The 22,116-nt window shown below is 69.0% G+C and carries 17 protein-coding genes; 8 read left to right on the plus strand and 9 right to left on the minus strand.

Annotation, left to right across the window (positions count from 1 at the left end; genetic code table 11):
- Positions 1-32: 32 nt before the first annotated feature.
- The 5 genes from ROR02_RS07475 to ROR02_RS07495 form a co-directional block, all read right to left on the minus strand.
- The gene (locus ROR02_RS07475; protein ID WP_147163397.1) at positions 33-842 is read right to left on the minus strand and encodes an alpha/beta fold hydrolase; all 810 of its coding nucleotides are present in this window, start codon (positions 840-842) and stop codon (positions 33-35) included.
- Between the two features lie 216 nt (positions 843-1,058).
- On the minus strand, positions 1,059-1,769 hold the full coding sequence (locus ROR02_RS07480) for an amino acid ABC transporter ATP-binding protein (protein ID WP_246135454.1): 711 nt from the start codon (positions 1,767-1,769) through the stop codon (positions 1,059-1,061).
- Positions 1,770-1,882: 113 nt separating this feature from the next.
- The gene (locus tag ROR02_RS07485; RefSeq protein WP_147163399.1) at positions 1,883-2,980 is read right to left on the minus strand and encodes an amino acid ABC transporter permease; all 1,098 of its coding nucleotides are present in this window, start codon (positions 2,978-2,980) and stop codon (positions 1,883-1,885) included.
- Positions 2,981-2,982: 2 nt separating this feature from the next.
- Entirely contained in the window at positions 2,983-4,167 is a 1,185-nt protein-coding gene (locus ROR02_RS07490; RefSeq protein ID WP_147163400.1) for an amino acid ABC transporter permease, read from the minus strand.
- A gap of 158 nt (positions 4,168-4,325) precedes the next feature.
- Entirely contained in the window at positions 4,326-5,351 is a 1,026-nt protein-coding gene (locus ROR02_RS07495; RefSeq protein ID WP_147163401.1) for an amino acid ABC transporter substrate-binding protein, read from the minus strand.
- A gap of 295 nt (positions 5,352-5,646) precedes the next feature.
- Between ROR02_RS07495 and ROR02_RS07500 the strand changes: the two genes are divergently transcribed.
- The 3 genes from ROR02_RS07500 (at position 5,647) to ROR02_RS07510 (ending at position 9,073) form a co-directional block, all read left to right on the plus strand.
- Positions 5,647-7,119 (plus strand): mannose-1-phosphate guanylyltransferase/mannose-6-phosphate isomerase, encoded by a 1,473-nt coding sequence (locus ROR02_RS07500; RefSeq protein WP_246135450.1) that lies wholly within the window; start codon positions 5,647-5,649, stop codon positions 7,117-7,119.
- On the plus strand, positions 7,116-8,090 hold the full coding sequence (locus ROR02_RS07505) for a glycosyltransferase family 2 protein (protein WP_147163402.1): 975 nt from the start codon (positions 7,116-7,118) through the stop codon (positions 8,088-8,090). The genes ROR02_RS07500 and ROR02_RS07505 overlap by 4 nt, the downstream gene beginning before the upstream one ends.
- A gap of 104 nt (positions 8,091-8,194) precedes the next feature.
- Positions 8,195-9,073: a DUF1848 domain-containing protein gene (locus ROR02_RS07510; RefSeq protein WP_246135451.1), complete on the plus strand. Its 879-nt coding sequence runs from the start codon at positions 8,195-8,197 to the stop codon at positions 9,071-9,073.
- Here ROR02_RS07510 and ROR02_RS07515 read toward each other — a convergent pair.
- The 3 genes from ROR02_RS07515 to dnaE all read right to left on the minus strand — a co-directional run bounded on the left by ROR02_RS07515 (position 9,043) and on the right by dnaE (position 13,790).
- Positions 9,043-9,510 carry an Rrf2 family transcriptional regulator gene (locus ROR02_RS07515; protein ID WP_147163403.1) on the minus strand — a complete coding sequence of 156 codons (468 nt, stop codon included), beginning with the start codon at positions 9,508-9,510 and terminating at the stop codon, positions 9,043-9,045. The two genes, ROR02_RS07510 and ROR02_RS07515, sit on opposite strands and share 31 nt — an antisense overlap.
- On the minus strand, positions 9,507-10,016 hold the full coding sequence (locus tag ROR02_RS07520) for a GNAT family N-acetyltransferase (RefSeq protein ID WP_246135452.1): 510 nt from the start codon (positions 10,014-10,016) through the stop codon (positions 9,507-9,509). Before ROR02_RS07520 ends, ROR02_RS07515 begins: the two co-directional genes overlap by 4 nt.
- A 261-nt stretch (positions 10,017-10,277) precedes the next feature.
- The gene (gene dnaE / locus ROR02_RS07525; protein WP_147163404.1) at positions 10,278-13,790 is read right to left on the minus strand and encodes a DNA polymerase III subunit alpha; all 3,513 of its coding nucleotides are present in this window, start codon (positions 13,788-13,790) and stop codon (positions 10,278-10,280) included.
- 169 nt (positions 13,791-13,959) lie between these two features.
- Between dnaE and ROR02_RS07530 the strand changes: the two genes are divergently transcribed.
- Together ROR02_RS07530 and ROR02_RS07535 are read left to right on the plus strand one after the other, a co-directional pair.
- Complete coding sequence (locus ROR02_RS07530) at positions 13,960-14,886, plus strand: AEC family transporter (protein WP_147163405.1); 927 nt, start codon at positions 13,960-13,962, stop codon at positions 14,884-14,886.
- A gap of 101 nt (positions 14,887-14,987) precedes the next feature.
- Complete coding sequence (locus ROR02_RS07535) at positions 14,988-18,371, plus strand: AsmA family protein (protein ID WP_147163406.1); 3,384 nt, start codon at positions 14,988-14,990, stop codon at positions 18,369-18,371.
- Positions 18,372-18,413: 42 nt separating this feature from the next.
- Here ROR02_RS07535 and glk read toward each other — a convergent pair whose 3' ends face one another.
- Positions 18,414-19,370, minus strand: a complete 957-nt coding sequence (gene glk, locus ROR02_RS07540) for a glucokinase (protein ID WP_147163407.1) — start codon at positions 19,368-19,370, stop codon at positions 18,414-18,416.
- Between the two features lie 142 nt (positions 19,371-19,512).
- On the opposite strand from glk, the gene ROR02_RS07545 reads away from it, so the two are divergent.
- The 3 genes from ROR02_RS07545 to ROR02_RS07555 all read left to right on the plus strand — a co-directional run bounded on the left by ROR02_RS07545 (position 19,513) and on the right by ROR02_RS07555 (position 21,925).
- Complete coding sequence (locus ROR02_RS07545; protein WP_170245014.1) at positions 19,513-20,640, plus strand: RuBisCO large subunit C-terminal-like domain-containing protein; 1,128 nt, start codon at positions 19,513-19,515, stop codon at positions 20,638-20,640.
- Positions 20,637-21,104 carry a cupin domain-containing protein gene (locus ROR02_RS07550; RefSeq protein WP_147163409.1) on the plus strand — a complete coding sequence of 156 codons (468 nt, stop codon included), beginning with the start codon at positions 20,637-20,639 and terminating at the stop codon, positions 21,102-21,104. Before ROR02_RS07545 ends, ROR02_RS07550 begins: the two co-directional genes overlap by 4 nt.
- 83 nt (positions 21,105-21,187) lie before the next feature.
- Positions 21,188-21,925: a class I SAM-dependent methyltransferase gene (locus tag ROR02_RS07555; RefSeq protein ID WP_246135453.1), complete on the plus strand. Its 738-nt coding sequence runs from the start codon at positions 21,188-21,190 to the stop codon at positions 21,923-21,925.
- Positions 21,926-22,116 lie beyond the last annotated feature (191 nt).

Consider the following 22,116-nt stretch of genomic DNA (forward strand, 5'->3'; position numbering starts at 1 on the left):
GGGGGGGAGGAGAAAAAGGGGCGGGGCCCGGATTAACGGGCTTCGCCGTGGGCGACGTGGGCCGCGATCAGGGCAACCAGCGCGTCGGGTTGGTCGCGGTGCGGGCCGTGGCCGCACGCCGGCAGGAAGGCAACGCTCACCGGCCCCGCGCAGTGACGCCGGACCAGGGCCGGCTGAAGGGCGGTGCCATAGGCGTCGTCGTCGCCCTGGACCACCAGAACCGGCCGGGTCAGGCCGCGCAGGGCAATGCGCAGGTCCCAGGTCGCGAACAGGGGATCGCGCCAGGCGCCGTTCCAGCCCCAGAAGGTATCATCGGTCTTGGCGCCGTGGTGGCGGGCCAGGCGCGCGCGCAGGTCGGTGGTTTCATAAAGGGTTCCGGTGTGGGCGATGGCGGCGACGCACATCGGCTCGACCACCACGTGGGGGGCCACCAGCACCAGCCCCCTGACCCGCGGGTCGGGCACGGTGCCGGCATACAACAAGGCGATGGACGCGCCGTCGCTGTGGCCGATCAGATAATGCGGCCCCGGCACCGCCTTGTCCAGGACCTGGGGCAGGCAGCGCAGGGCTTCGTCGTGCAGATAGGTGAGCGGCCAGGGGGGCGCCGGCCGGGGCGAGGATTGGCCATAGCCGGCCCGCGACCAGGCGAACACCCCAAGCCCGGTGGCGGCGACCAGGCGTTCGGGCAGGTCGCGCCACAGGGAAACGGAGCCCAGCCCTTCGTGCAGCAGCACCAAGGTGGGCCCGGCTTCGGGCGGCGGCCCCCAGCGCGTCCAGGCCAGCCGCTGCCCGGCCACGTCAAGGAAACCCTGGGTCGGGGCCGGGGTGTTCGAGGCTGGCATCGGGGATCCTTCCCTGGGCCGGAGGGGGCGTGCAATCCAAGGGCGGGGCACGGCGTGCCGCCAGGAACCCGGCGCGAAAAGAAAGGGAAAAACGGGCCCGGCAGTGCTGCCCCCGCCGGGCCGGAGCGATCCCCCCCCCTAGGACGGCCGGCAGCGGCTCCGGCATGGGGGGATCGAAACGAGAAAGTGTACCGCGCCCGGTGAAACGGACAAGGTCTAATGATGCAGGATCTGGCTCAGGAACAGGCGGGTGCGGTCGTTCACCGGGTTGGTGAAGAAGGTGTGGGGATCGTTCTCCTCGACGATCTGGCCCTGGTCCATGAAAATCACCCGGTCGGCCACGGTCTTGGCGAAGCCCATTTCGTGGGTGACGCAGACCATGGTCATGCCCTCCTCGGCCAGCGAGATCATGGTGTCGAGCACTTCCTTGATCATTTCCGGGTCAAGGGCGCTGGTCGGTTCGTCGAACAACATGATCTTGGGCTGCATGCACAAGGACCGGGCGATGGCCACCCGCTGCTGCTGGCCACCCGAGAGCTGGCCCGGATACTTGCTGGCCTGTTCGGGGATCTTGACCCGCTCCAGCAGGCGCATGGCCCGTTCCTCGGCGACGCGGCGCGGTTCCTTGCGCACCCAGATGGGGGCCAGCACGCAGTTTTCCAGCACCGTCAGGTGGGGGAACAAGTTGAAGTGCTGGAAGACCATGCCGACCTCGCGGCGGATCTGCTCGACATGGCGCACGTCGTTGGTCAGCTCCACGCCATCAACGACGATGCGCCCGCTCTGGTGTTCCTCCAGGCGGTTGATGCAGCGGATCAAGGTGGATTTCCCCGATCCGGACGGCCCGCACAGCACGATGCGTTCGCCCCGGTGCACCTGCAGCGAGATGTCGCGCAGCACATGGAAGGCGCCGTACCACTTGTTCATGGCCTCGATGGCGATGACCACGTCTTGCAGGCGGCGCGACCCCAGGCGTGGGGAGGCGTCGGTGTCTTCGGACGGGGTCGGGGTTGGGGTCGCGGGAGCGCTCACCATGGCGATTACCTTTTGTGTCCGGTTTGCAGCTTGCGCTCCAGGGCGTGGCTGTAACGCGACATGCCAAAACAGAAGACCCAGTAACACAGGCCCGCGAAAACGTAGCCCTCCACCGCCACCCGGTTCCAGGCCGGATCCACGATGGCCGCCTGCACCGAGCCCAGGACATCCAGAAGGCCGATGATCAGCACCAAGGTGGTGTCCTTGAACAAGGCGATGAAGGTGTTGACGATGCCCGGAATGACCAGCTTCAGGGCTTGGGGCAGGATGATCAGGCCCATGGTGCGCCAGTAGCCCAGGCCCAGGGCATGGGCGGCCTCGAACTGGCCGCGCGGAATGGCCTGAAGCCCGCCGCGCACCACCTCGGCCATGTAGGCCGACTGGAACATGATGATGCCGATCAGGGCGCGCAGCAGCTTGTCGAAGTTCACGCCCTCGGGCAGGAACAAGGGCAGCATGACCGAGGCCATGAACAAGACCGAGATCAAAGGCACGCCGCGCCAGAATTCAATGAAGGTGGTGCAGCTGACCCGCACGACCACCATCTTGGAGCGCCGCCCCAGGGCCAGCACCACGCCCACCGGCAACGCGGCCAGGATGCCAACCATGGCCAGAACCAAGGTCAGCATCAGGCCGCCCCACTTGCCGGTCTCGACGAACGGCAGGCCGGCGATCCCGCCCAGCAGCAACACGGCGGCCAGGACCGGCAGGCCCAGGAAGCCGAACACGGCCAGCGCGCGACGCCCCGGAAAGCGGGGCAGCAGTTGCGGCACGATGACCAGGGCCAGAAGGGCGAACAGCACGTTCACCCGCCAGCGCTCGGGGGGCGGATAGAACCCGTAGACGAAGAAGTCCAGCCGGGTGGTGACAAACGGCCAGCATGCCCCGGTGCCGGTGCACGCGTCGGCCGTGGTCCCCCGGAAGGTGGCGTTGAGCAGCGCCCAGTCCACGGCGGGCACCACCAGGGCCACGATCAGCACCACCCCGACGAGGGTGAGCCCCACGTTGAGCGGCGACGACAGCAGGTTCTGGCGCGCCCAGCCCACGGGGCCACGGGTCAGCACCGGGGGGGGCAGGGCCGGTTTGGCCTCGAAGACAGCCATCGTTAGCGCTCCTTCAGGGCCATGGCGGAATTGTACCAGTTCATGCCCAGGCTGATGGCAAGGCTGATGAACAGGTAGACGGCCATGGTCATGCCGACGATTTCGACCGCCTGACCGGTCTGGTTCAAGCTGGTGCCCATGAAGACGGCAACCAGATCGGGATAGCCGATGGCGGTGGCCAGCGAGGAATTCTTGATCAGGTTCAGGTACTGGCTGGTCAGGGGCGGGATGATCACCCGCATGGCCTGGGGCAGCACGATCAGGCGCAAGGTCAGGCCCGGACGCAGGCCCAGGGCAGAGGCGGCCTCGGTCTGGCCATGGCTGACCGCCAGAATGCCGCCTCTCACCACCTCGGCGATGAAGGTGGCGGTGTAGAGGGACAAGGCCAGGGTCAGCGCCACCAGTTCCGGGATCAGGCGCAGTCCGCCTTGGAAGTTGAAGCCCCTCAGGGCCGGGGTCTCGAAGCCCAGCGGCGCGCCCAAGGCCAGGAAAACGAGCAGGGGCAGGCCAATCACCAGGCCCAGCCCGGTGGCCAGGGTCGGGAACGGTTGCCCGGTGGCCTGCTGGCGGCGCCGGGCCCAGCGCGCCAGTCCGATCGCGCCGATCAGGGCACCGACAAAGGCCAGCCCCACCCAATCGAAGCCGGGTTCGGCCAGGGGGGCGGGCACGTACAGGCCGCGATTGTTCAAAAAGGCCGCTTCACCAAGCGACAGGCTTTGCCGGGGGCCGGGCAGGGTGCGCAGTACCGCGAAATACCAGAAGAAAATCTGCAACAAAAGGGGGATGTTGCGTATGGTTTCGATGTAAACAAGCGCGATGCGGGAAACCAGCCAGTTTCGCGACAGGCGGGCAATGCCCACGGCGAAGCCGATCAAGGTTGAAAACACGATCCCCAGGACCGACACCAGCAAGGTATTGAGCAGGCCGACGACGAAGGTCCGGCCATAGGTCATGGTGTCGTCGTAGGGGATGAGGCTCATCAAGATGCCAAAGCCGGCGGTGCGATCGAGGAAATCAAATCCGGTCGCGATGCCGCGATGGGCCATGTTGGTGAGCGTGTTGTCGAACAAGGTCCAGAAGAACCACACCAGGAAGGCGGCGGTGAGAACCTGGAAGGTGATCGAGCGTGTCCGGGGATCGTTCCAGGGCAGGGGCCGGGGGGCGGGTGCCGCGGGTTTCAAGGACACGGTACTGGACTCTGGAATGCCAGGGGGGACAGGGGTCACGGGCGCATCCACCTTCTGTCCTGGAAGCCAGGGGCTTGGGAAAGCCCCCGGGGAGGAGGGCCGGCGCTTGAGGGGCCGGGCGCTCGTCTCCCCGGGGAACGTAAGGCGCGCGGGCAGGCCTAGCGCACCGGCGGGGCGTACTGAAGGCCACCCTGGCTCCACAGGGCGTTCAGGCCGCGCGCGATGCCCAGGGGCGAACCGGCGCCCACCGTGCTGTCGAAGACCTCGCCGTAGTTGCCGACCTGCTTGACGATGCGATAGGCCCAGTCGTTATCCAGGCCCAGTTGCTTGCCGAAATCGCCATCCAGGCCGATCAGGCGGCGCACGTTGGGGTCGGAGGAGGTGGTTTTCTTGTCATCGACGTTGGCCTGGGACAGGCCCAGTTCCTCGGCGTTGAGCATGGCGAACAAGGACCAGCGCACGATGGCGAACCACTGGTCGTCACCCTGGCGCACCGACGGCCCCAGGGGCTCCTTCGAGATGATCTCGGGCAGCACGACGGCCGAGGCCGGATCGGACAGCTTGAGGCGCAGGGCGTAAAGCTGCGACTGGTCCGAGGTCAGCACGTCGCAGCGGCCGGATTCGAAGCCCTGCGAGGTCTGGTCGGGGTTGTCGAAGACCACGGGGCTGAAGGTCATGCCCTGGGCGCGGAAGTAATCGGCCACGTTCAGCTCGGTGGTGGTGCCGGCCAGCACGCAGACCGAGGCGCCTTCCAGCTGCTTGGCGCTGGTCACGCCCAGGCTTTTCTTCACCATGAAGCCCTGGCCGTCGTAATAGGTGGTGCCGGCGAAGGTGATGCCCATCGAGGTGTCGCGGCTCATGGTCCAGGTGGCGTTGCGCGACAGCATGTCGATTTCGCCGGACTGAAGCGCGGTGAAGCGTTCCTTGGCGGTCAGGGGCACGAACTTGATCTTGGTGGCGTCGCCCAGCACGGCGGCCGCGACCGCCCGGCAGATGCTCACGTCGATGCCGGTCCAGTGTCCTTTTTCATCGGGCATCGAGAACCCGGGCAGGCCGGTGTTCACGCCGCATACCAGTTCCCCGCGGGTCTTGACCGCGTTCAAGGTATCGCCGGCGTGGGCGGTCCCCAGGCCGAGGGCACCAGCCACGCCCAGGGCGGCCAGGGCGGTTTTCAGATTACGCATCAAACGGTCTCCCAATGGTGAGGGGCAAGGGGCGTGTCGGGTCCCTATCAGGGACCTTTCCGCCTGCAAAGGACGCACTCGCCCGCAAGGGTGCCAAAAAAATGTCTCCGACGCAAACCGCTGCTCGAAACCAAGGCGGCGGGGCAACCCCCTCGCGGGGCGGGGATGCTTGCGAGGGCGCGGCCAATCCGCTAGAAGCGATGCAGTCTTACGCGCGGCGAACGGGCCCTGGTTCACGGGGCCGTGCCGGTCGGGTGCGGCAAGGAGGGCCGGCCGCGCCTGAACGGAGTCCACCATGGCCGATCCCCTTGTCCCCGTTTCCGCCGGCGCCTTCGCCGGTCCCATGGTTGTCCCTGTGGTGTTGTCCGGGGGCGCGGGGACCCGGCTGTGGCCGATGTCGCGGGGCGCCTACCCCAAGCAGTTCCTGCCGCTTGCCGGTGAAAACAGCCTGCTGCAAGAAACGCTGGAGCGCCTGTCGGGGCCCTTGTTCCATCCGCCCATGGTGGTGTGCAACGAAGAGCACCGTTTCGTCGTGGCCGAGCAGTCGCGTGCCATCGGCCTGCCGCCCGCCGCCATCGTGCTGGAGCCCGTGGGGCGCAACACCGCGCCGGCCGCCGCCATCGCCGCCCTTCTGATCCGCGAGCGTTTTCCGGGCGCCCTGGCCCTGCTGGCGCCCTCGGATCACGTCATTACCTATCCCGGCCGCTTTCGCGACATCGTGGCCGCGGCCGTGCCGGCGGCGCGTGCCGGGCGGGTGGTCACCTTCGGCGTGGTCCCCGACAAGCCGGAAACCGGGTATGGCTACATCCGGGTCGGCCGTGAACTGTCCGAGGCGCCCCCGGCCTGCGCCGTGGAACGCTTCATCGAAAAGCCCGACCGCGACAAGGCCCAGGCGATGCTTGACCAGGGCGGCCACCTGTGGAACGGCGGCCTGTTCCTGTTCGATCCCGAGATCTTCCTGGCCGAGTTGAAGCGCTTCGCGCCGCGCTTGCTGGAAGGCGCCCAGGAGGCCCTGGCCAAGGCCGACCGCGATCACGATTTCACCCGTCTGGACCGCGAGGCCTTCGAGGCCATCCCGGGCGACTCCATCGACTACGCGGTGATGGAACACACCGACCGCGCCGCCGTCATCGCCACCGACGTGGGATGGAGCGATCTGGGCGCCTGGTCGGCGCTGTGGGACATCGCGCCCCACGATGAAGCCGGCAATGTGGTGCGCGGCGACGTGCTGGTGCGCAACACCACCAACTCCTACATTCGCTCGGAAGGCCCCCTGGTTGCCGTGACCGGGGTTGACGATCTCATGGTCGTGGCCACCGACGACGCGGTCATGGTGGTCCCGCGCGAGCGCGCCCAGGACGTGAAGGCCCTGGCCGAGGAATTGAAGGCCCAGGGCCGGCGCGAGCACGCCCAGCACACCACCGTCTACCGCCCTTGGGGCACCTATCGCGGCATTGATCACGGCGAACGCCATCAGGTGAAACACATCGTGGTCAAGCCGGGGGGGTGCCTTTCGTTGCAGATGCACCACCACCGCGCCGAGCACTGGATCGTGGTGCGGGGCACGGCGCGGGTCACCCAGGGCGAGCGGGTGTTTTTGCTGCACGAAAACCAGTCCACCTATATTCCCGAAGGCACGGTGCACCGCCTGGAAAACCCGGGCATCCTTCCCTTGAGCCTGATCGAGGTTCAGTCGGGCTCGTACCTGGGCGAGGACGACATCGTGCGTTTCGAGGACAACTATGGCCGCAAGGAAGCCACCTCATGACCGCCACCCCTCCGGCTGGCCTGCTGTCGATCGTTATTCCCCTCTACAACGAGGAAGATAACGTCGAGCCGCTGTGCACGGCCCTGTTCGACGCCCTGGCCGATCTTGATCGTCCGTTCGAGGTGATCATGGTCGATGACGGCAGCTCCGACGCCACGGCCCGGCGCCTGGCCGAGGCGACCACCCGCCACCCGGCCCTGACCGTGGTCACCTTCCGGCGCAACGTGGGCCAGACCGCCGCCATGATGGCCGGCATCGACCAGTCGCACGGCGAGATCATCATCCCCATGGATGGCGACCTGCAAAACGATCCGCGCGACATTCCGGTGCTGCTGGCCAAGATGGACGAGGGCTTCGACGTGGTCTCGGGCTGGCGCAAGGACCGCCAGGACGACGCCCTGACCCGCAACCTGCCCAGCGCGGTGGCCAACTGGCTGATTTCCACCGTCTCGGGCGTTCACCTGCGCGATTACGGCTGTACCTTGAAGGCGTATCGCCGCGAGGTGCTCTCGGGCTATCGCCTGTACGGCGAGATGCACCGCTTCGTGCCCATCTATGCCCGCTGGCAGGGCGCGCGCATCACCGAGATTCCGGTGCGCCACCATCCCCGGGTGGCCGGCAAGTCCAAGTATGGCTTGAACCGCATTTTCAAGGTGCTGCTGGACCTGATGGTGGTCAAGTTCCTGACCCAGTTCGAGACCAAGCCCATCTACGTGTTTGGCGGCCTGGGCTTCGTGCTGTTCATCTCGGCGTTCCTGTCGCTGGGGTTGGGGCTGTGGCTCAAGCTGTTCCACGGCATTGATCTGGACCACACGCCCTTGATGCTGCTGTCGGCCATGTGCGTGATCACCGGCATGATGTGCATGCTGCTGGGCCTCGTCGCCGAGCTTCTGGTGCGCATCTATTTCGAAAGCCAGGGCAAGACGAACTACACCATCAAGGAGGTGATCCGGGGCGGCCCGTCCAAGTAGGCCCGGACGCATCCCCACGGGCCGGAGGCGAGGCGTCCGGCCCTTGACCTTTGGCCTTGTTGCCGGGATCGTTAACGATCGGGGGCAAGGCCCAGGGGGATGCGATGGACGACCTGTTTGCCGATCTTCCCACGACCGACGCCAGGGCCCGGGCGTCCCGCCCCCTGATCGTGTCGGCCAGCTACCGCACCGACATTCCCGCGACTCAAGGGCGCTGGTTTTTGGAGCGTCTGGCCGAGGGCAGCGTGGAGGTGCCCAACCCCTATGGCGGGGCGCCGGCGCGGGTGTCGCTGCGCCCTTCGGATGTCAGCGGGTTCGTGTTCTGGACCCGCAACGCCCAACCGTTCCTGCCCGCCCTGGACGAGGTCAGGGCGCTGGGGATTCCGTTCATCGTCCAGTACAGCCTGACCGCCTATCCCAAGCCCCTGGAGCCCAGGGTGCCGCGCCCGCGCGAGGCGCTGGCGGTGATGGCGGCGTTACGCGCGCGCTTCGGGCCCAAGGTGGTGGTGTGGCGCTATGATCCGATCTTGTTTTCGTCGCTGACACCCCCGGCCGTGCACCGGCGCCATTTCGCGGCCCTGGCCCGCGCGGCCGCCGGCCTGACCGACGAGGTGGTGGTGTCGGTGTTCCAGCCCTATCGCAAGGCGATCCGGCGTCTGGGGGCCGTGGAGGGGCTGACGTGGTGGGATCCGTCCGACGACGAAAAGCGGGCCCTGCTTGCCGAGCTGGCCGCCCTGGCGGCGGAACGCGGCTTGCGGCTGCGGGTGTGCGCCCAGCCCGATCTGGTGGTGCCGGGGACCACGCCCGCGGCGTGCGTGGACGTGGTCCGTCTGTCCGAGGTGGCGGGGCGCGCCGTGGTGGCGCGGGCCCGCCCGCATCGGCAAACATGCGGCTGTGCCGAATCCCGCGATATCGGGCGCTACGACACCTGCGCCCACGGCTGTTCGTACTGTTACGCGACCACCGCGCGCGAGGGGCGGTAGGGGGCATCCGCCGGGGGGTCCTGGATCGCTTCCACGGGGCGCACCAGCTTCAGCATGGTGCTGAGCGTGATCGACTCCAAGGTGGCCCGCTCCAGATCCTCGATCTCCCACAGCACGCGGCGCAGCGCCTGACCCTCGGCGGTGGTGTCGCCCGCGTCGCGGGTGCCGGCGGTCTTCGAGCCGATGGGTTCGAACAGGGCGATCACGTCAAGCAGGGTAATACGCTTGGCATCGACCGCCAGCCGGTAGCCGCCGCCCATGCCACGCACCGCCTCGACCAGGCCGGCCCGGCCCAGGGTGCGCATGACCTTGGCCAGGTGGTTGGACGAAATCGAGTACTTTTCGGCGATTTCCGCCGCCGAGACCTGGTGATCGGGGCAAGCCGACAGTTCCATCACCGCGTACAGGGCGTAGCGGGTGGACATTTGCAACTTCATGGCACCAAGTCCTTTTCCAACTCGATGAACGGCCCGGCCATCATCCCGTGGCTGCGGAAGAACAGCATCAAGGTGCGGGCGTCGCCTTCCTTCGAGACCATGGTGCGGACCTTGGTCACGCCTTCTCCACGGAAGCGGTCGCAAATGGCCTCGAACAAGGCGGTGCCAACCCCGTGCAGGCGCAAGGTGGGGTCGACGGTCAGGGCGAAAACCCATCCGCACGGCGGCGAGCCGAACTCCCAGGCGCGCACCTCGCCGATGATGAACCCCGCCAGCGTTTCGCCCGTGGTGGCCACCAGGAAGTGCCGGCCGACCTGTCCCTCGCCGTAGCGGTCGAACAGGTCGCGCCAGTAGTCCGATTTGAAAACGGTGGTGATTTCCGCGTCCAGGCGGGTGACCGCCTCGATATCGGCCGGGGTGGCCGGGCGGATCACCAGGGGTTGGGATCCCATGGCGGCCATGCCGCCAGCGGCGGGCGGAACCCGCTTATGTCCAAATGTCTCCACGAATGCCTTGCTCCACGGTCACGCATGCGTCCTCCGGAAGGGAACGCGACACCGGCCAACCCGGGAATGGCCCCCGGCCGCGATGCGCGAACCGGACCTATGCGCGATCGCCCCCAGCCGGCGCGCGTGCGCGGGGGGGTGATTGGGTCGGGACGACGTGAGGTACACGCTTCCGGGCCCCTGGGTCAACCACCCTCGCGCCTTGGGGATGGGGGAATCGGCGCGAAAATGCCGGAAAGACCCGGCCGCCTCGCGTTGAACTCATACTTCGCGCACGCTGGTCAACCCCCGCAGGTCCCGAAGCGCGGCCAGGGTGGGGGCGCGCAGGGCAAACCCGTTGGCCAGCCGGATTTCCACCTCCTTGTCCCCCAGGTCGGCAACCAGCAAGACGGAGCGGTTGCCGGGGCCATCCTTGGCCAGGATCTCGCGCAGGGCGGGCAGGGGGTCGGCCGAACCCAGCGACACCTTGATGCGCCGCGACGCGCGCGACACCGCCTCGTCGAGGGATTCGACCCCTTGCAGGAGCAAGCGCACGTCCTCGCCTTCCAGGCGGGCGTCGGCGCGCACCAGAAGCGGCCGCCCGGCGTCCAGCGCCTCGCGCGAGATGGCCAGCACTTCCGAGAACATCATGCCCTCGCAGGTGCCGGTGGCGTCCGAGAGTTCCACGAAGGCATAGCGGTTGCCCGACTTGCCGATGCGTTCCTTGCGCGCGCCCGGGGTCACGGCCAGGCGCACCACGCCCGAGCCCGTGTTGCGCAGATGCCCGGCCAGCAGGGCCAGGGGGACCACGTCCAGGCGCTCCAGGGCGTCGCCGTACACGTCGAGCGGATGGGCCGACAGGTAAAAGCCGATGGCTTCGCGTTCGAAGGCCAGGGTTTCGGTGACCGACCACGGGGTCACGTCGGCCAGGGCCAGGGGGGGCGCCTGGGCGGGGCCGGCGCCGAACAGGCTGGACTGGGACGAGGCCCGTTCCTCGGCCGCCGCCTGGGCGTGGCGCAGCAGGCGTTCAACGTTGCCCATCAAGGTGGCGCGCTCGGGGTGCAGGCCATCAAGCGCCCCGGCCTTGATCAGGTTTTCCAAGAGCCGGCGGTTGACCAGCCGGGGGTCGATCCGGCGCACGAAGTCGGCCAGGTCGCGAAACGGGCCGTTCGCCACCCGCTCGTCGACCAGGGCCTGCATCGCGGCCTCGCCCACGTTGCGCACGGCCCCCAGGGCATAGCGCACCGCCCCGTTTTCCACCCCGAAGCGGGCTTCCGAGGCGTTGACGTCGGGGGGCAGCAAGGCAATCCCCAGCCGGCGCAGCTCCACCTTGAACGCCGCCAGCTTGTCGGTGTTGTGCATGTCGTAGGTCATGGTCGCGGCCATGAACTCGACCGGGTAGTTGGCCTTCAGGTAGGCGGTCTGGTAGGCGACCAGGGCATAGGCGGCGGCGTGCGACTTGTTGAAGCCATAGCCCGCGAACTTGGCGATCTGGTCGAAGACCTCGCTGGCCTTGGCCTCGGGCGTGCCCCGGGCGCTGGCCCCTTGCACGAAGATGGCGCGCTGCTGGTCCATCTCGGCTTGGATCTTCTTGCCCATGGCCCGGCGCAGCAGGTCGGCGCCGCCCAGGGAATAGCCGGCCATGATCTGGGCGGCCTGCATCACCTGTTCCTGATAAATCAGGATGCCATAGGTTTCCTTCAGGATCGGCGCCAGGTCGGGGTGGAGGTAGGCCACCTCCTCCTCGCCGTTCTTGCGCCGGATGTAGCTGGGAATGTTGTCCATCGGCCCCGGGCGGTATAGGGCCACCACGGCGATGATGTCTTCCAGGGTATCGGGCTTCAGGCCGCGCAGCACGTCGCGCATGCCCGTGCTTTCAAGCTGGAACACCCCGCTGGTTTCGCCCCGGCCGAGCATGGCGTAGGTGGGCCGGTCATCGAGCGGGATGGCCGACAGATCCATGGGCACGCCGCCTTTTTCCAGAAGGCGCACCGCCATGGCCAGCACGGTGAGGGTTTTCAGGCCCAGGAAGTCGAACTTCACCAGCCCGGCCTGTTCCACCCACTTCATGTTGAACTGGGTCACCGGCATGTCGGAATGGGGATCGCGGTAAACCGGCACCAGCTCGTCCAGGGGCCGGTCGGCGATGACCACGCCGGCGGCGTGGGTGGAAGCGTGGGAGTACAGGCCTTCCAGCGCCAGCCCGATGGACAGCAGGCGCGCGACCGCCGGGTCCTCGTCGCGCAGGGCCTGCAACTGGGGTTCGGCCTCGATCGCCTGGGGAAGCGTGACGGGGTTGGCCGGGTTGTTGGGGACCAGCTTGCAAATCCGGTCCACGTAGCCCAGCGGCATTTGCAAGACCCGCCCGACCGAGCGCAGCACGGCGCGTGCTTGCAGTTTCCCGAAGGTGATGATCTGGGCCACCCGGTCGGCGCCGTATTCGCGCTGAACGTAGCGGATGACCTCTTCGCGGCGGTCCTGGCAGAAGTCCACGTCGAAGTCGGGCATGGAAACGCGTTCGGGGTTCAAGAACCGCTCGAACAGCAAGCTGAAGCGCAAGGGGTCCAGGTCGGTGATGGTCAGCGCCCACGCGACCACCGAGCCCGCGCCCGATCCACGCCCGGGCCCCACCGGGATGTCGTGCTCCTTGCCCCACTGGATGAAGTCGGCCACGATCAGGAAGTAGCCGGGGAACCCCATTTTAACGATGATGTCCAGCTCGTAAGCCAGCCGCTCGCGATAGGGCTTGGCGCGGGCCTCGCGGTCGGCCTCGCTCATGCCCTCGGTGAACACGCCCTTCCACAAGCGCCGCTCCAGCCCCTCGGTGGCCATGGCGCGCAAGGCATCGGCCTCGCTGCGCCCCTTGACCGCCGGCGAGTGGGGCAGGATTGGCTTGCGCTTTTCGATCATCACCGCGCAGCGCCGGGCGATGACCAGGGTATTGTCCACCGCCTCGGGCAGATCGGCGAACAGGGCGCGCATCTCGGCGGCGCTCTTGAAATAGTGCTCGGGCGTCAGGTGGCGGCGCTTGGGGTCTTCCAGGACCGTTTTTTGCGCCATGCAGATCAGAACGTCGTGGGCCTCGAACTCGTCGCGGGTGGCGAAATAAGGTTCGTTGGTCGCGACCAGGGGCACGTCCAGGGCATGGGCGAGGTCGATCAGAAGGGGCTCGATACGGTCTTCGTCGGGCACGCCGTGGCGCTGGATTTCCACGTACACCCGGTCGCCGAAATGGGCCTTGTGGCGTTCCAGCATGGCCCGTGCCGCGTCCGTGCGTCCGGTGCGCAGCAAGCGGCCCAAGGGCCCGCCGGTGCCACCGGTAAGCAAGATCAGGCCTTCGTTCAGGGCCTCGATATCGCCCAGGCGGACTTGCGGAAGCTCGCCGCCATCGGTTTCCAGGAAGGCCTTGGAGACGATCTTGTACAGGTGGGCAAGGCCGGTGGCGTCCTTGGCCAGCAACACCACCTGGTCGGGATCGGGAGCCCTGGTCTCGCGCGCCGCGCCGAAGCCGCCCTCGCGCGGGTCCTCGTTGCGCACCGCGATCTGGCAGCCAATGATCGGCTGCACGCCCGCGTCGGCGGCGCTGACCGAGAACTCCAGGCCGCCAAACAGGTTGCCGGTATCGGCGATCGCCACCGCCGGCATGGCGTGCTTGGCGCACAGCTTGACCAGTGCCTTGACCTGGATCGCGCCTTCGGACATCGACAAGGCCGTGTGCACGCGCAGGTGCACGAACCCGCCAAAGGGGGGGGCGTCGGCAACGGAAGAAGAAGGGGAGGGGGCTGGGTCGCTCATGCCTTGATCCTGCCACAGCCCGCTTGCAGCGTCAGCCGGAATAGGGACCCTTGCGGTCCCCGCCGTTCCTTCCCTGCCTCCCTGCCTCCCTGCCTCCCTGCCTCCCTCCTTCCCTTCCTCCCTCCTTCCCTTCCTCCCTCCCTCCCTCCCTGCCATACGGATTCCCGGCATGAGCGACACCCTGGGCGCCATTCTTCCCGTTTTTCTGGTCATCGTGCTGGGCTTCGTGCTGCGCCGGGGGCGCTGGGTGCCGGACAGCTTCTGGATTCCGGCCGAGAACCTCACCTATTGGGTGACGTTTCCCGCCTTGCTGGTCCTCAACCTGGCCCAAGCCGACCTCGCGGGCCTGCCGTGGGGGGCGTTGATGACCATCGAGGCCGGAGCCGTCGTCGTTGTCGCGGCCGGCCTCGTGCTCTGGCGTTTCGGGGGGGCGCGCGCGGCCGGGGTTTCGGATGCCACCTTCACCAGCGCCTTCCAGGGCGCCATCCGGCCCAACACCTACATCGGGCTGGCCTGTGCCGGGGCTTTGTTCGGCGCCCCGGGCATTACCTTGACCGCGTTGTGCCTGGCCGTGGTCGTGCCCTTGGTCAACCTTTTGTCGGTCGCGGCCCTGGTGCGCTGGGGAACGGGGCAGGGGGGGGGCCGCGCCCTGCTGCGGGGCATCCTCACCAACCCCTTGATTCTGGGCTGCCTGGTGGGGGGCCTGATGAACGCGAGCGGCCTGGGCGCGCCTCCGGTTCTGGGGCCCTTCTTGCAGATCCTGGGCAGCGCGGCCTTGCCCCTGGGCCTGCTCGCGGTCGGAGCCGGCCTGTCGGCGGCGGGCCTGGCCGGCGCCGGGCCGGCCGTGGCCGCGTCCACCCTGGCCAAGCTGGTGATCACGCCCGCGCTGGTGTTCGCGGGGGCGGCCGTGGCCGGCCTGGACCCGGTGGTGCGCGCCGTGGCCGTGCTGTATGCCGCCTTGCCCTGCTCGGCGTCGTCCTACGTGCTGGCGCGGCGCATGGGCGGCGACGCCCCGGCCATGGCCGCCCTGATCACCGCCCAGACCCTGGCCTCGGCCCTGACCTTGCCCGTGATCGTGGCCCTGGTCGCGCCCTGATTCCAACCGTCCCCAATGCCCCCGGGCCGGCGCGGGTCTTGCACCGCAACCGCGCTGGTCTACACTGAGCGCCCCTGTCCAGAAGCCCGGAGACGTGGCGCATGCGCACACTGCTGGTTGGAACGCTGCTGGGACTCGTCCTTCTGGTTCTGGGGATTCTGATTCTCCCCTCGTTCATCGACTGGAACCAGTACCGCGACCGGCTGGCGGCCGAGGTCCAGGACATCACCGGGCGTGCCTTGACCATCGACGGCGACCTGTCGCTGCGCCTTCTGCCCTCGCCGGCGCTGGCGGCGCAGCGCGTGCGGCTGGCCAACGACCCCCTGGGCTCCGAGCCGGTCATGATGACCATGGAGGCGGTGCGCATCCGGGTCGCCTTGCCGCCCTTGCTGTCCGGGCGGCTGGTGGCGAGCGCGGTCGAGATCATCCATCCCGACATCCTGGTGGAACGCCTGGCGGACGGGCGGTCCAACTGGGATGTGCAGGCCGGGCGGAGCGGATCGGGCTCGGCCGGGGGACCCTTGCCTCCGCCCAACGGGGCGGGATACGCAAGCGGGGCTGGCGCCCTGGCCGTGGCGCTCGAAAACGTGCACATCATCGGGGGGCGCGTGCGCCTCAAGGACGGCGACGCGACCGCGCCCCGAACCCTGGAGGATATCGATCTCGCCCTGACCGCCGCCAGCCTGAACGGGCCGTTCGCGCTGCGTGGCGCGTTCACCACCCAGGGGCTGCCGTGGTCGATCGGAGCCACGGTGGGAGCGCTGGGGCCGGATGTCGCGACTCCGGTCAACGTGGACCTGGGGTTGCTGGGCACCAACGGGAAGCTGGCGCTCAACGCCTTGCTGACCGGGCCCGCCGGGGCCCAGTCCCTGCGTGGCGGGGTGTCCTTGGACCTGGATAACACCGCTGCCGTTCTCTCCCACGGGGCGGCCTTGCTGGGCACGCCGCTGGCGCCGTTGCCCCCGGCGCTGGACGGGGCCTTGTCGGCGCAAGGACGCCTGACCCTGAGCGACGGGTCGGCGGCCCTTGAGGACATGACCGTGCGCGTGGGCGGGTCCGAGATCACCGGGCGCCTGGATCTGGACTGGGAGGACGCCACGCCCCGGCTCGGGGCCGTGCTGGCCGCGCCGCGCCTGGATCTGGAGGCATGGCGGCCGGTGCCCCGCCCGGTTTCCTCCCCGGAGTCCCCTGTTTCTTCTCTTTTTTCTTCCGCCCCCCCTCCCTCGTCGCCCTTCACCTTGCCAAGCGGCCTTGATGTAACCTTGGACCTCACCGCCGACGCCTTGAACCTGGACGGAGGGCTGTTGCGCGACCTGCGCTTGAATGCTCTTCTCAGTGCCGGCGAGCTGACCCTTTCCCAGCTTTCCGTGCGCCTGCCCGGAGCCTCCGACCTGTCGGCGCACGGCTTTGTCCAGGCCCGCGAGGGAATGCCCTGGATCGATATCTCCGGTTCGCTGTCGGCCAGCAACGTGCGGGCGCTGATGGAATGGCTGCGGGTGTCGCCCGGCGACGTGCCCGGCGACCGGCTGCGCGCCCTGGTGGTCCACGCCAACCTGACCGGATCCCCCCAGCAGATGCGCGTGACCGGCCTGGACGCCACCCTCGACGCCACCCGGGTGAAGGGTGCGCTGGTGGTGCGTCCGGGGCCGCGTCTGGGCCTGGGGCTGACCGCCGTGGCCGACAGCCTGAACCTGGATGCCTACCGTCCGGCCGGTGCCGGTCCCACCCTGGGCGACGTGATGGCGGCGCTGGCCGGGTTGAAGGGCGTGGACGCCAACGTGGACTTGAGGGTGGATGCCCTGACCACCCACGGCGAGGGACTGGAAGGGGTCGGCCTGCGCGGTTCGCTGGTGCAAGGGCTCCTGACCATCGAGGACGGCGGGTTCACCCGGGGCGTGGGCGGCAGTCGGGTGAGCCTGAAGGGGGGGGTGTCGGATTTCGGCCCCCGGCCGGTTTTCCATGCCTTCAACACCCGGCTCGCGGTGCCCGATCCGGCCCTGGCCTTTCATGTGCTGGGGGTCAGCCTGCCCTTTGCCCTGCCGCCGGGGCCGCTGGACCTGGACGTGACCCTGGACGGTCCCTTCAACGACCTGGGCGTGGAGGGGCGGGCGCGGCTGGCCGATGTCGATGTGGGGGCAAGCGGCGCCCTGGGCAATCTGGCGGGGGGCTGGCCCGACCTCGACCTGGGGCTGGATCTCGCGCATCCCGACTGGATCGCCCTGGTGCGTCTGGCCCGGCCCGATTACCGTCCGCGCGGCGCCCCGGGCCCGGCGCGGGTGCAGGCCCAGCTGCGCGGCGGCTTCCTCAAGGGGTTGACCCTCGACGATATCGACGTCGCGGTGGGGGGGGCGCACGTGACCGGAACCATGGGCCTGAGCGTGCTTGCCTTGCATCCGCGCTTGAATGCCACGCTGAATCTGGGCGATCTGGTTCTGGATCCCTTCCTGCCCGTCACGCGGGCCGCCGGGCTGGCGCCCGGGGGCGGGGTCCGGTGGGCGGGGAGCCTGGGACCCGCGCCGCGTCCGGGGAGCGTGCTTCCGGTCGCGGCGGAGCAGGACGGCGGCCGGGACCTGGCCACAGGCCCGTGGTCGGCCACGCCGTTCGATCTGCGCCTGCTGGGGCTGTTCAACGCGAGCGTGACGGTTAACGCCGCCTCGTTGACCTGGAAGACCGTGCGCCTGCAAGACGCCCGCCTGGACGCCACCTTGGAAGACGGGGTGCTGGGCGTTTCACGCCTGGAAGCCGGTGTGCTGGGCGGACGCCTGGAAGGCTCGGCGCGGCTCGACAGCCGGGGCATTCCGGCCTGGTCCCTGACCCTGGCCGGCCAGCGCCTTGACCTTGCCACTCTCCCCGGTGCCGGGGGCACGGCCGGTGCTGGGAGCACTGCCGGTGCCGGAAGCACTGCCGGTGCGGCGGGCACGGCCGAGGCGCAGGTGGATCTGGTGGCCGAGGGGGCGTCGCCCCGCGCCCTGGTCGCGGCGTTGACCGGCAAGGGGTCCATTGATCTCAAAGGCCTGGTGCTGGCCCCCGGCGCCCTGGCCCGCTCCCCCCTCGCCGGGGTGGCCGAGCTGCTGGGGGGGCTCGATCAGTCGCTGGGGGGCAGGGCGGACGGGGGGACCGATCTTTCCGCCCGGTTTACTCTCAAGCAAGGCGTGCTGGCCTTCGATCCCCTTTCCCTGGCCGCCCCCGCCTACAAGGGCAGCCTGAAGGGGAACGCCGATCTGGCCACCTGGCGCCTGGCGGCGGCCGGACAGGTCAGCGTGGACCGCGCCCACCGCCCCAAGGGCCTGCGCCTGCCCGATCCGCTGCCCGTGGCCCTGGTCGGCTCCCTCGACGCCCCGGTCTTGCGGGTGGGCACCACCACCGTGACCCCGCCGGCGGCGGCCTCCAGAGGAAACGAAGCGTGGTCCGGGGAGCCCGAGCCCCCCCGGGCCGCGCCCACCGGTCCGCGCCCCGAGGTGGAAACCCTGCCGCCCCCCGGGTGACAGGTGACGGGTGACAGGTGACGGGGCGGGCGGCCGGACCCTTCAGGCGCTGGCGGCGACCAGCCCGGTCAGGCCCACGAAGGCGGGGTAGGGGTGCAAGACCAGGCGGCGCGGCACCGCTTCCAACTGGGCCCGGAACCGGCCCTTGGCGGCGTAGCGTTCGGTGAAAACCGAGGCTTTCAGGGCCTCGGGATTGCGCGGCAGGATGCCCCCCATCAACCACAAGCCTCCCCACGCGCCGGCGCTCAAGACCAGGTTTCCGCACATCGTGCCCAGGAAGGCGTAAAACAAGGCGCTGGCCTCGGCGCAGACCGGACAGGTGCCGTTCAAGGAACGTTCCATGATCCGGGCCGGGGTATCGCCGGGCACGGGATCGTGTCCCCCCAGGGCGCGCAGGGTTTCGGCCAGGGCAAGGAGGCCGGGGCCCGAGGCGGCGCGCTCGGCCGAGGCGTGGCCAAAGCGCGCCTGCAAGGCCGCCACCACCTCGGCCTCGCGGGGCGTGGTCGCGGCCAGGGTGACGTGGCCCCCCTCGGTCGCGATCGCCTGGCCGGTGCCGGGCAGCAGCACGGCCACCCCCAGCCCGGTTCCCGGCCCCACCACCCCGATCGGAGCCGTCGGATCGCCCGGGCCGCCGCCCAGGTCCATCACATGCCCGGGCCCGAGGCGAGGCACGGCCAGGGCGTTGGCCACGAAGTCATTCACCACCGTGAACGCCTCCAGGCCCAGGGTTTTCCTGGTTTGCTCGATCGAAAAAGACCACTCGCGCCAATTCGTCAAAGTGACCGCGTCGCCGGTGACGGGCGCGGCCACGCACGCGGCGGCGCGGGTCGGCGGCGCCTCGTCCGGGGCCAGCACGCCGTCCAGGTAGGCTTGGGCGGCGGCGGCCAGGCCGGCATGGTCGGCGCAGCGGAAGACGCGCTCATCGCGCCAGTGCCCCTCGGGGGTGGTCAGGGCGAAGCGGGCGTTGGTTCCTCCGATGTCGGCGATCAGGCCGGTCATGGGCAAGGTCTCCTTCGGGCAGGGGATAAGAGGCAAGGGGGAACGGGCCAGGGGCCGGAAAGCGTACTGATCCGTTGCCGGGGCCGCGCAAACCGGGATAGTTTGGCCCCCTTCGAGTCTTGTTCCGGGATTGGACCGTGGGATGACATCCAGAATTACGGCAACCTATCATGTGACCGCGAGCGCGGCGACCATCGAGGCCCGGGCCCAGGGCATCGCGGTCGAGCAAAGCGTTGAAATGCCCCTGGCCGCCATCGATGACGAGCGCGTGTTGCGCGACATCGTGGGCCAAGTCCAGTCCATTACTGATCTGGGGAATGGGGTCTTCGAGGTCAACATCGGCCTCGCGGTCGAGACCACCGGCCTGGAAGCCGGCCAGCTGATCAACATGTTGTACGGCAATACCTCGATCCAGGACGATACCGTCCTGTGGGACGCCACGTTCCCCGACGAGGTCTTTGCCGCCTTCAAGGGCCCTAACGTGGGCATTGAAGGGCTGCGCGAAGGCAAGGCCCCGGGCCGCGCCCTGACCTGCGCCGCGATCAAGCCCCAGGGGCTGCCGGTGCCCCGCCTCGCCGATCTGGCCCGGCGCTTCGCCGAGGCCGGTCCCGACTTCATCAAGGACGACCACGGCCACGCCGACCAGGCCTTCAGCCCCTATGCCGAGCGCGTGCCCGCCATCGCCCGCGCGGTGCGCGAGGCCAACGCGCGCGCCGGCACCTCCACGCGCTACCTGCCCAGCCTGAACGGCAATCTTGATCAGATCCGCGCCCAGATCCGCCTGGGCCACGAGGAAGGCCTCAACACCTTCATGATCGCGCCCATGATCGCGGGTTTTTCCAATTTCCACACGGTGGTGCGCGAAAACCCGACCACGGCCTTTTTCACCCACCCGACCATGACCGGCGCCTCGCGCATCGCGCCCGCGCTGTTGCATGGCAAGCTGTTCCGCCTGCTGGGCGCCGACGCGGTGATCTACACCAACCACGGCGGACGCTTTGGATTTACCCGGGAAACCTGCCGGGAGATCGCGCGGTACGCGACCATGCCCTGGGGGGGCATCAAGGGCGCCTTGCCGGTGCCGGCCGGGGGCATGACCCAGGACCGGGTGCCCGAGATGGTCGAGTGCTATGGCGCCGACGTTGTCTTGCTGATCGGGGGCGGCCTGCTGCTGGCCCGCGAGCGTCTGACCGAGGAAACCCGGGCCTTCGTCGAGGCCGTGGCCGCCCTGCCGGCGCCTCCGGGGCCCGGCGCGGAGGCACGGGCATGAGCGAGGCGCCCGACCTTCCCCCCCGGCGGGCCCCCACCGACCCCTTCCGCTGGGAAGGGGTCCCGTTCCTGCCTTACAAGGAGGAAGGCTCGGCGCCGTTCAAGGCCGTGTCGCGTCAGGTGTTGTTTCACCATCCCGCGCTGGCGGGCGAGCTGCGCTATTTCGAGGTCGAGGCCGGCGGCCACACCACCTTGGAGCGTCACGAGCACGCCCACGGGGTGATGATTCTGCGCGGGGCGGGCCGGGCCCTCGTCCACCCTATTGTCCAGACGGTGGGGCCGCACGATCTGATCTTCATTCCGCCCTGGACCTGGCACCAGTTCCGGGCCGGGGCGGAACCGCTGGGATTCCTGTGCCTGGTCAATGTTGATCGCGACCGGCCCACGCTGCCCGGTCCCGAGGACTGGGCCGCCTTGCGCGCCGATCCCGCCGTTGCCGCCTTCCTGGACGGCGGGCCCGTCTGAGCGCTCGTCCGGTCCCGGCTCCCGGGCTGCCGGGGGCCGGGTCGGGTATCCCTTTCCCCCCCCTTGTGCCCCGAGGGCTTGCCGTGACCGAATTTACTCCTTCCCTGCCGGAATCCGATCGTTCCGATCCGCGCGCGCATTTTTCGCGCATGCGCTCCATGTTCGACCTGGTGGCCGACCGCTACGACCTGATGAACGATCTGATGAGCGGCGGCACGCATCGCTTGTGGAAAGCGCATTTCCGCAAGGTGGCCGGCCCGGCTCCGGCCGGAGGGCAGGCCCTGGATCTGGCCGGCGGCACCGGCGACATCGCCCTGGCGCTCACCCGTCAAGGCTGGTCGGTGGTCGTGTGCGACCCCTCGGAACGCATGATGACGGTGGGCCGCGAGCGGCTGGCCTCGGTGCCCGTGCGCTGGGTGGCGGGCGCCGGCGAGGCGCTGCCGTTCCCCGATGCCTCGTTCGACCTCGTGACCGTGTCCTTTGGCCTGCGCAACATGACCGACCGCGCGGCGGCGCTTTCCGAGGTGCGCCGCGTGCTGGTGCCGGGCGGGCGCTTCTTGTGCCTGGAGTTTTCCAAGGCCTTCTGGCCGATGGCGCCGTTGTACGATTTCTATTCGACCCATGTGATTCCGCGCCTGGGCGCGCTGGTCTCGGGCCGGCCCCAGGCCTATTCCTACCTGGTTGAATCCATCCGCGCCTTTCCCGATCAGCAGGGGCTCGCCGGCCTGATGGAAGCGGCCGGTTTCACCGGCGTGACCTGGGAAAACCTGTTCTTCGGGATCGCCGCCTTGCACGCCGGCCAGCGGCCCACGGCGTCGTAGGACCCGGGCCGGTGCCCTGCCAGGGGGCCGACCATCCTGCCCGTGCGCGAGGAGGCCCCCTTGTTTCCCGTCCGGCTCCGTCGGGCGGGGATCGGGGGACGGCGTTTTCCGTCTTCCATTCCATCGATCCAAGAGGGTATGGCAGGGCGATCGGGTGAAGCCCTGAATGCCCTTGGAAGAGGGTTCCTCAA

Origin of the sequence: Pararhodospirillum oryzae (assembly GCF_007992075.1) — a bacterium.
Lineage (GTDB): Bacteria > Pseudomonadota > Alphaproteobacteria > Rhodospirillales > Rhodospirillaceae > Pararhodospirillum > Pararhodospirillum oryzae.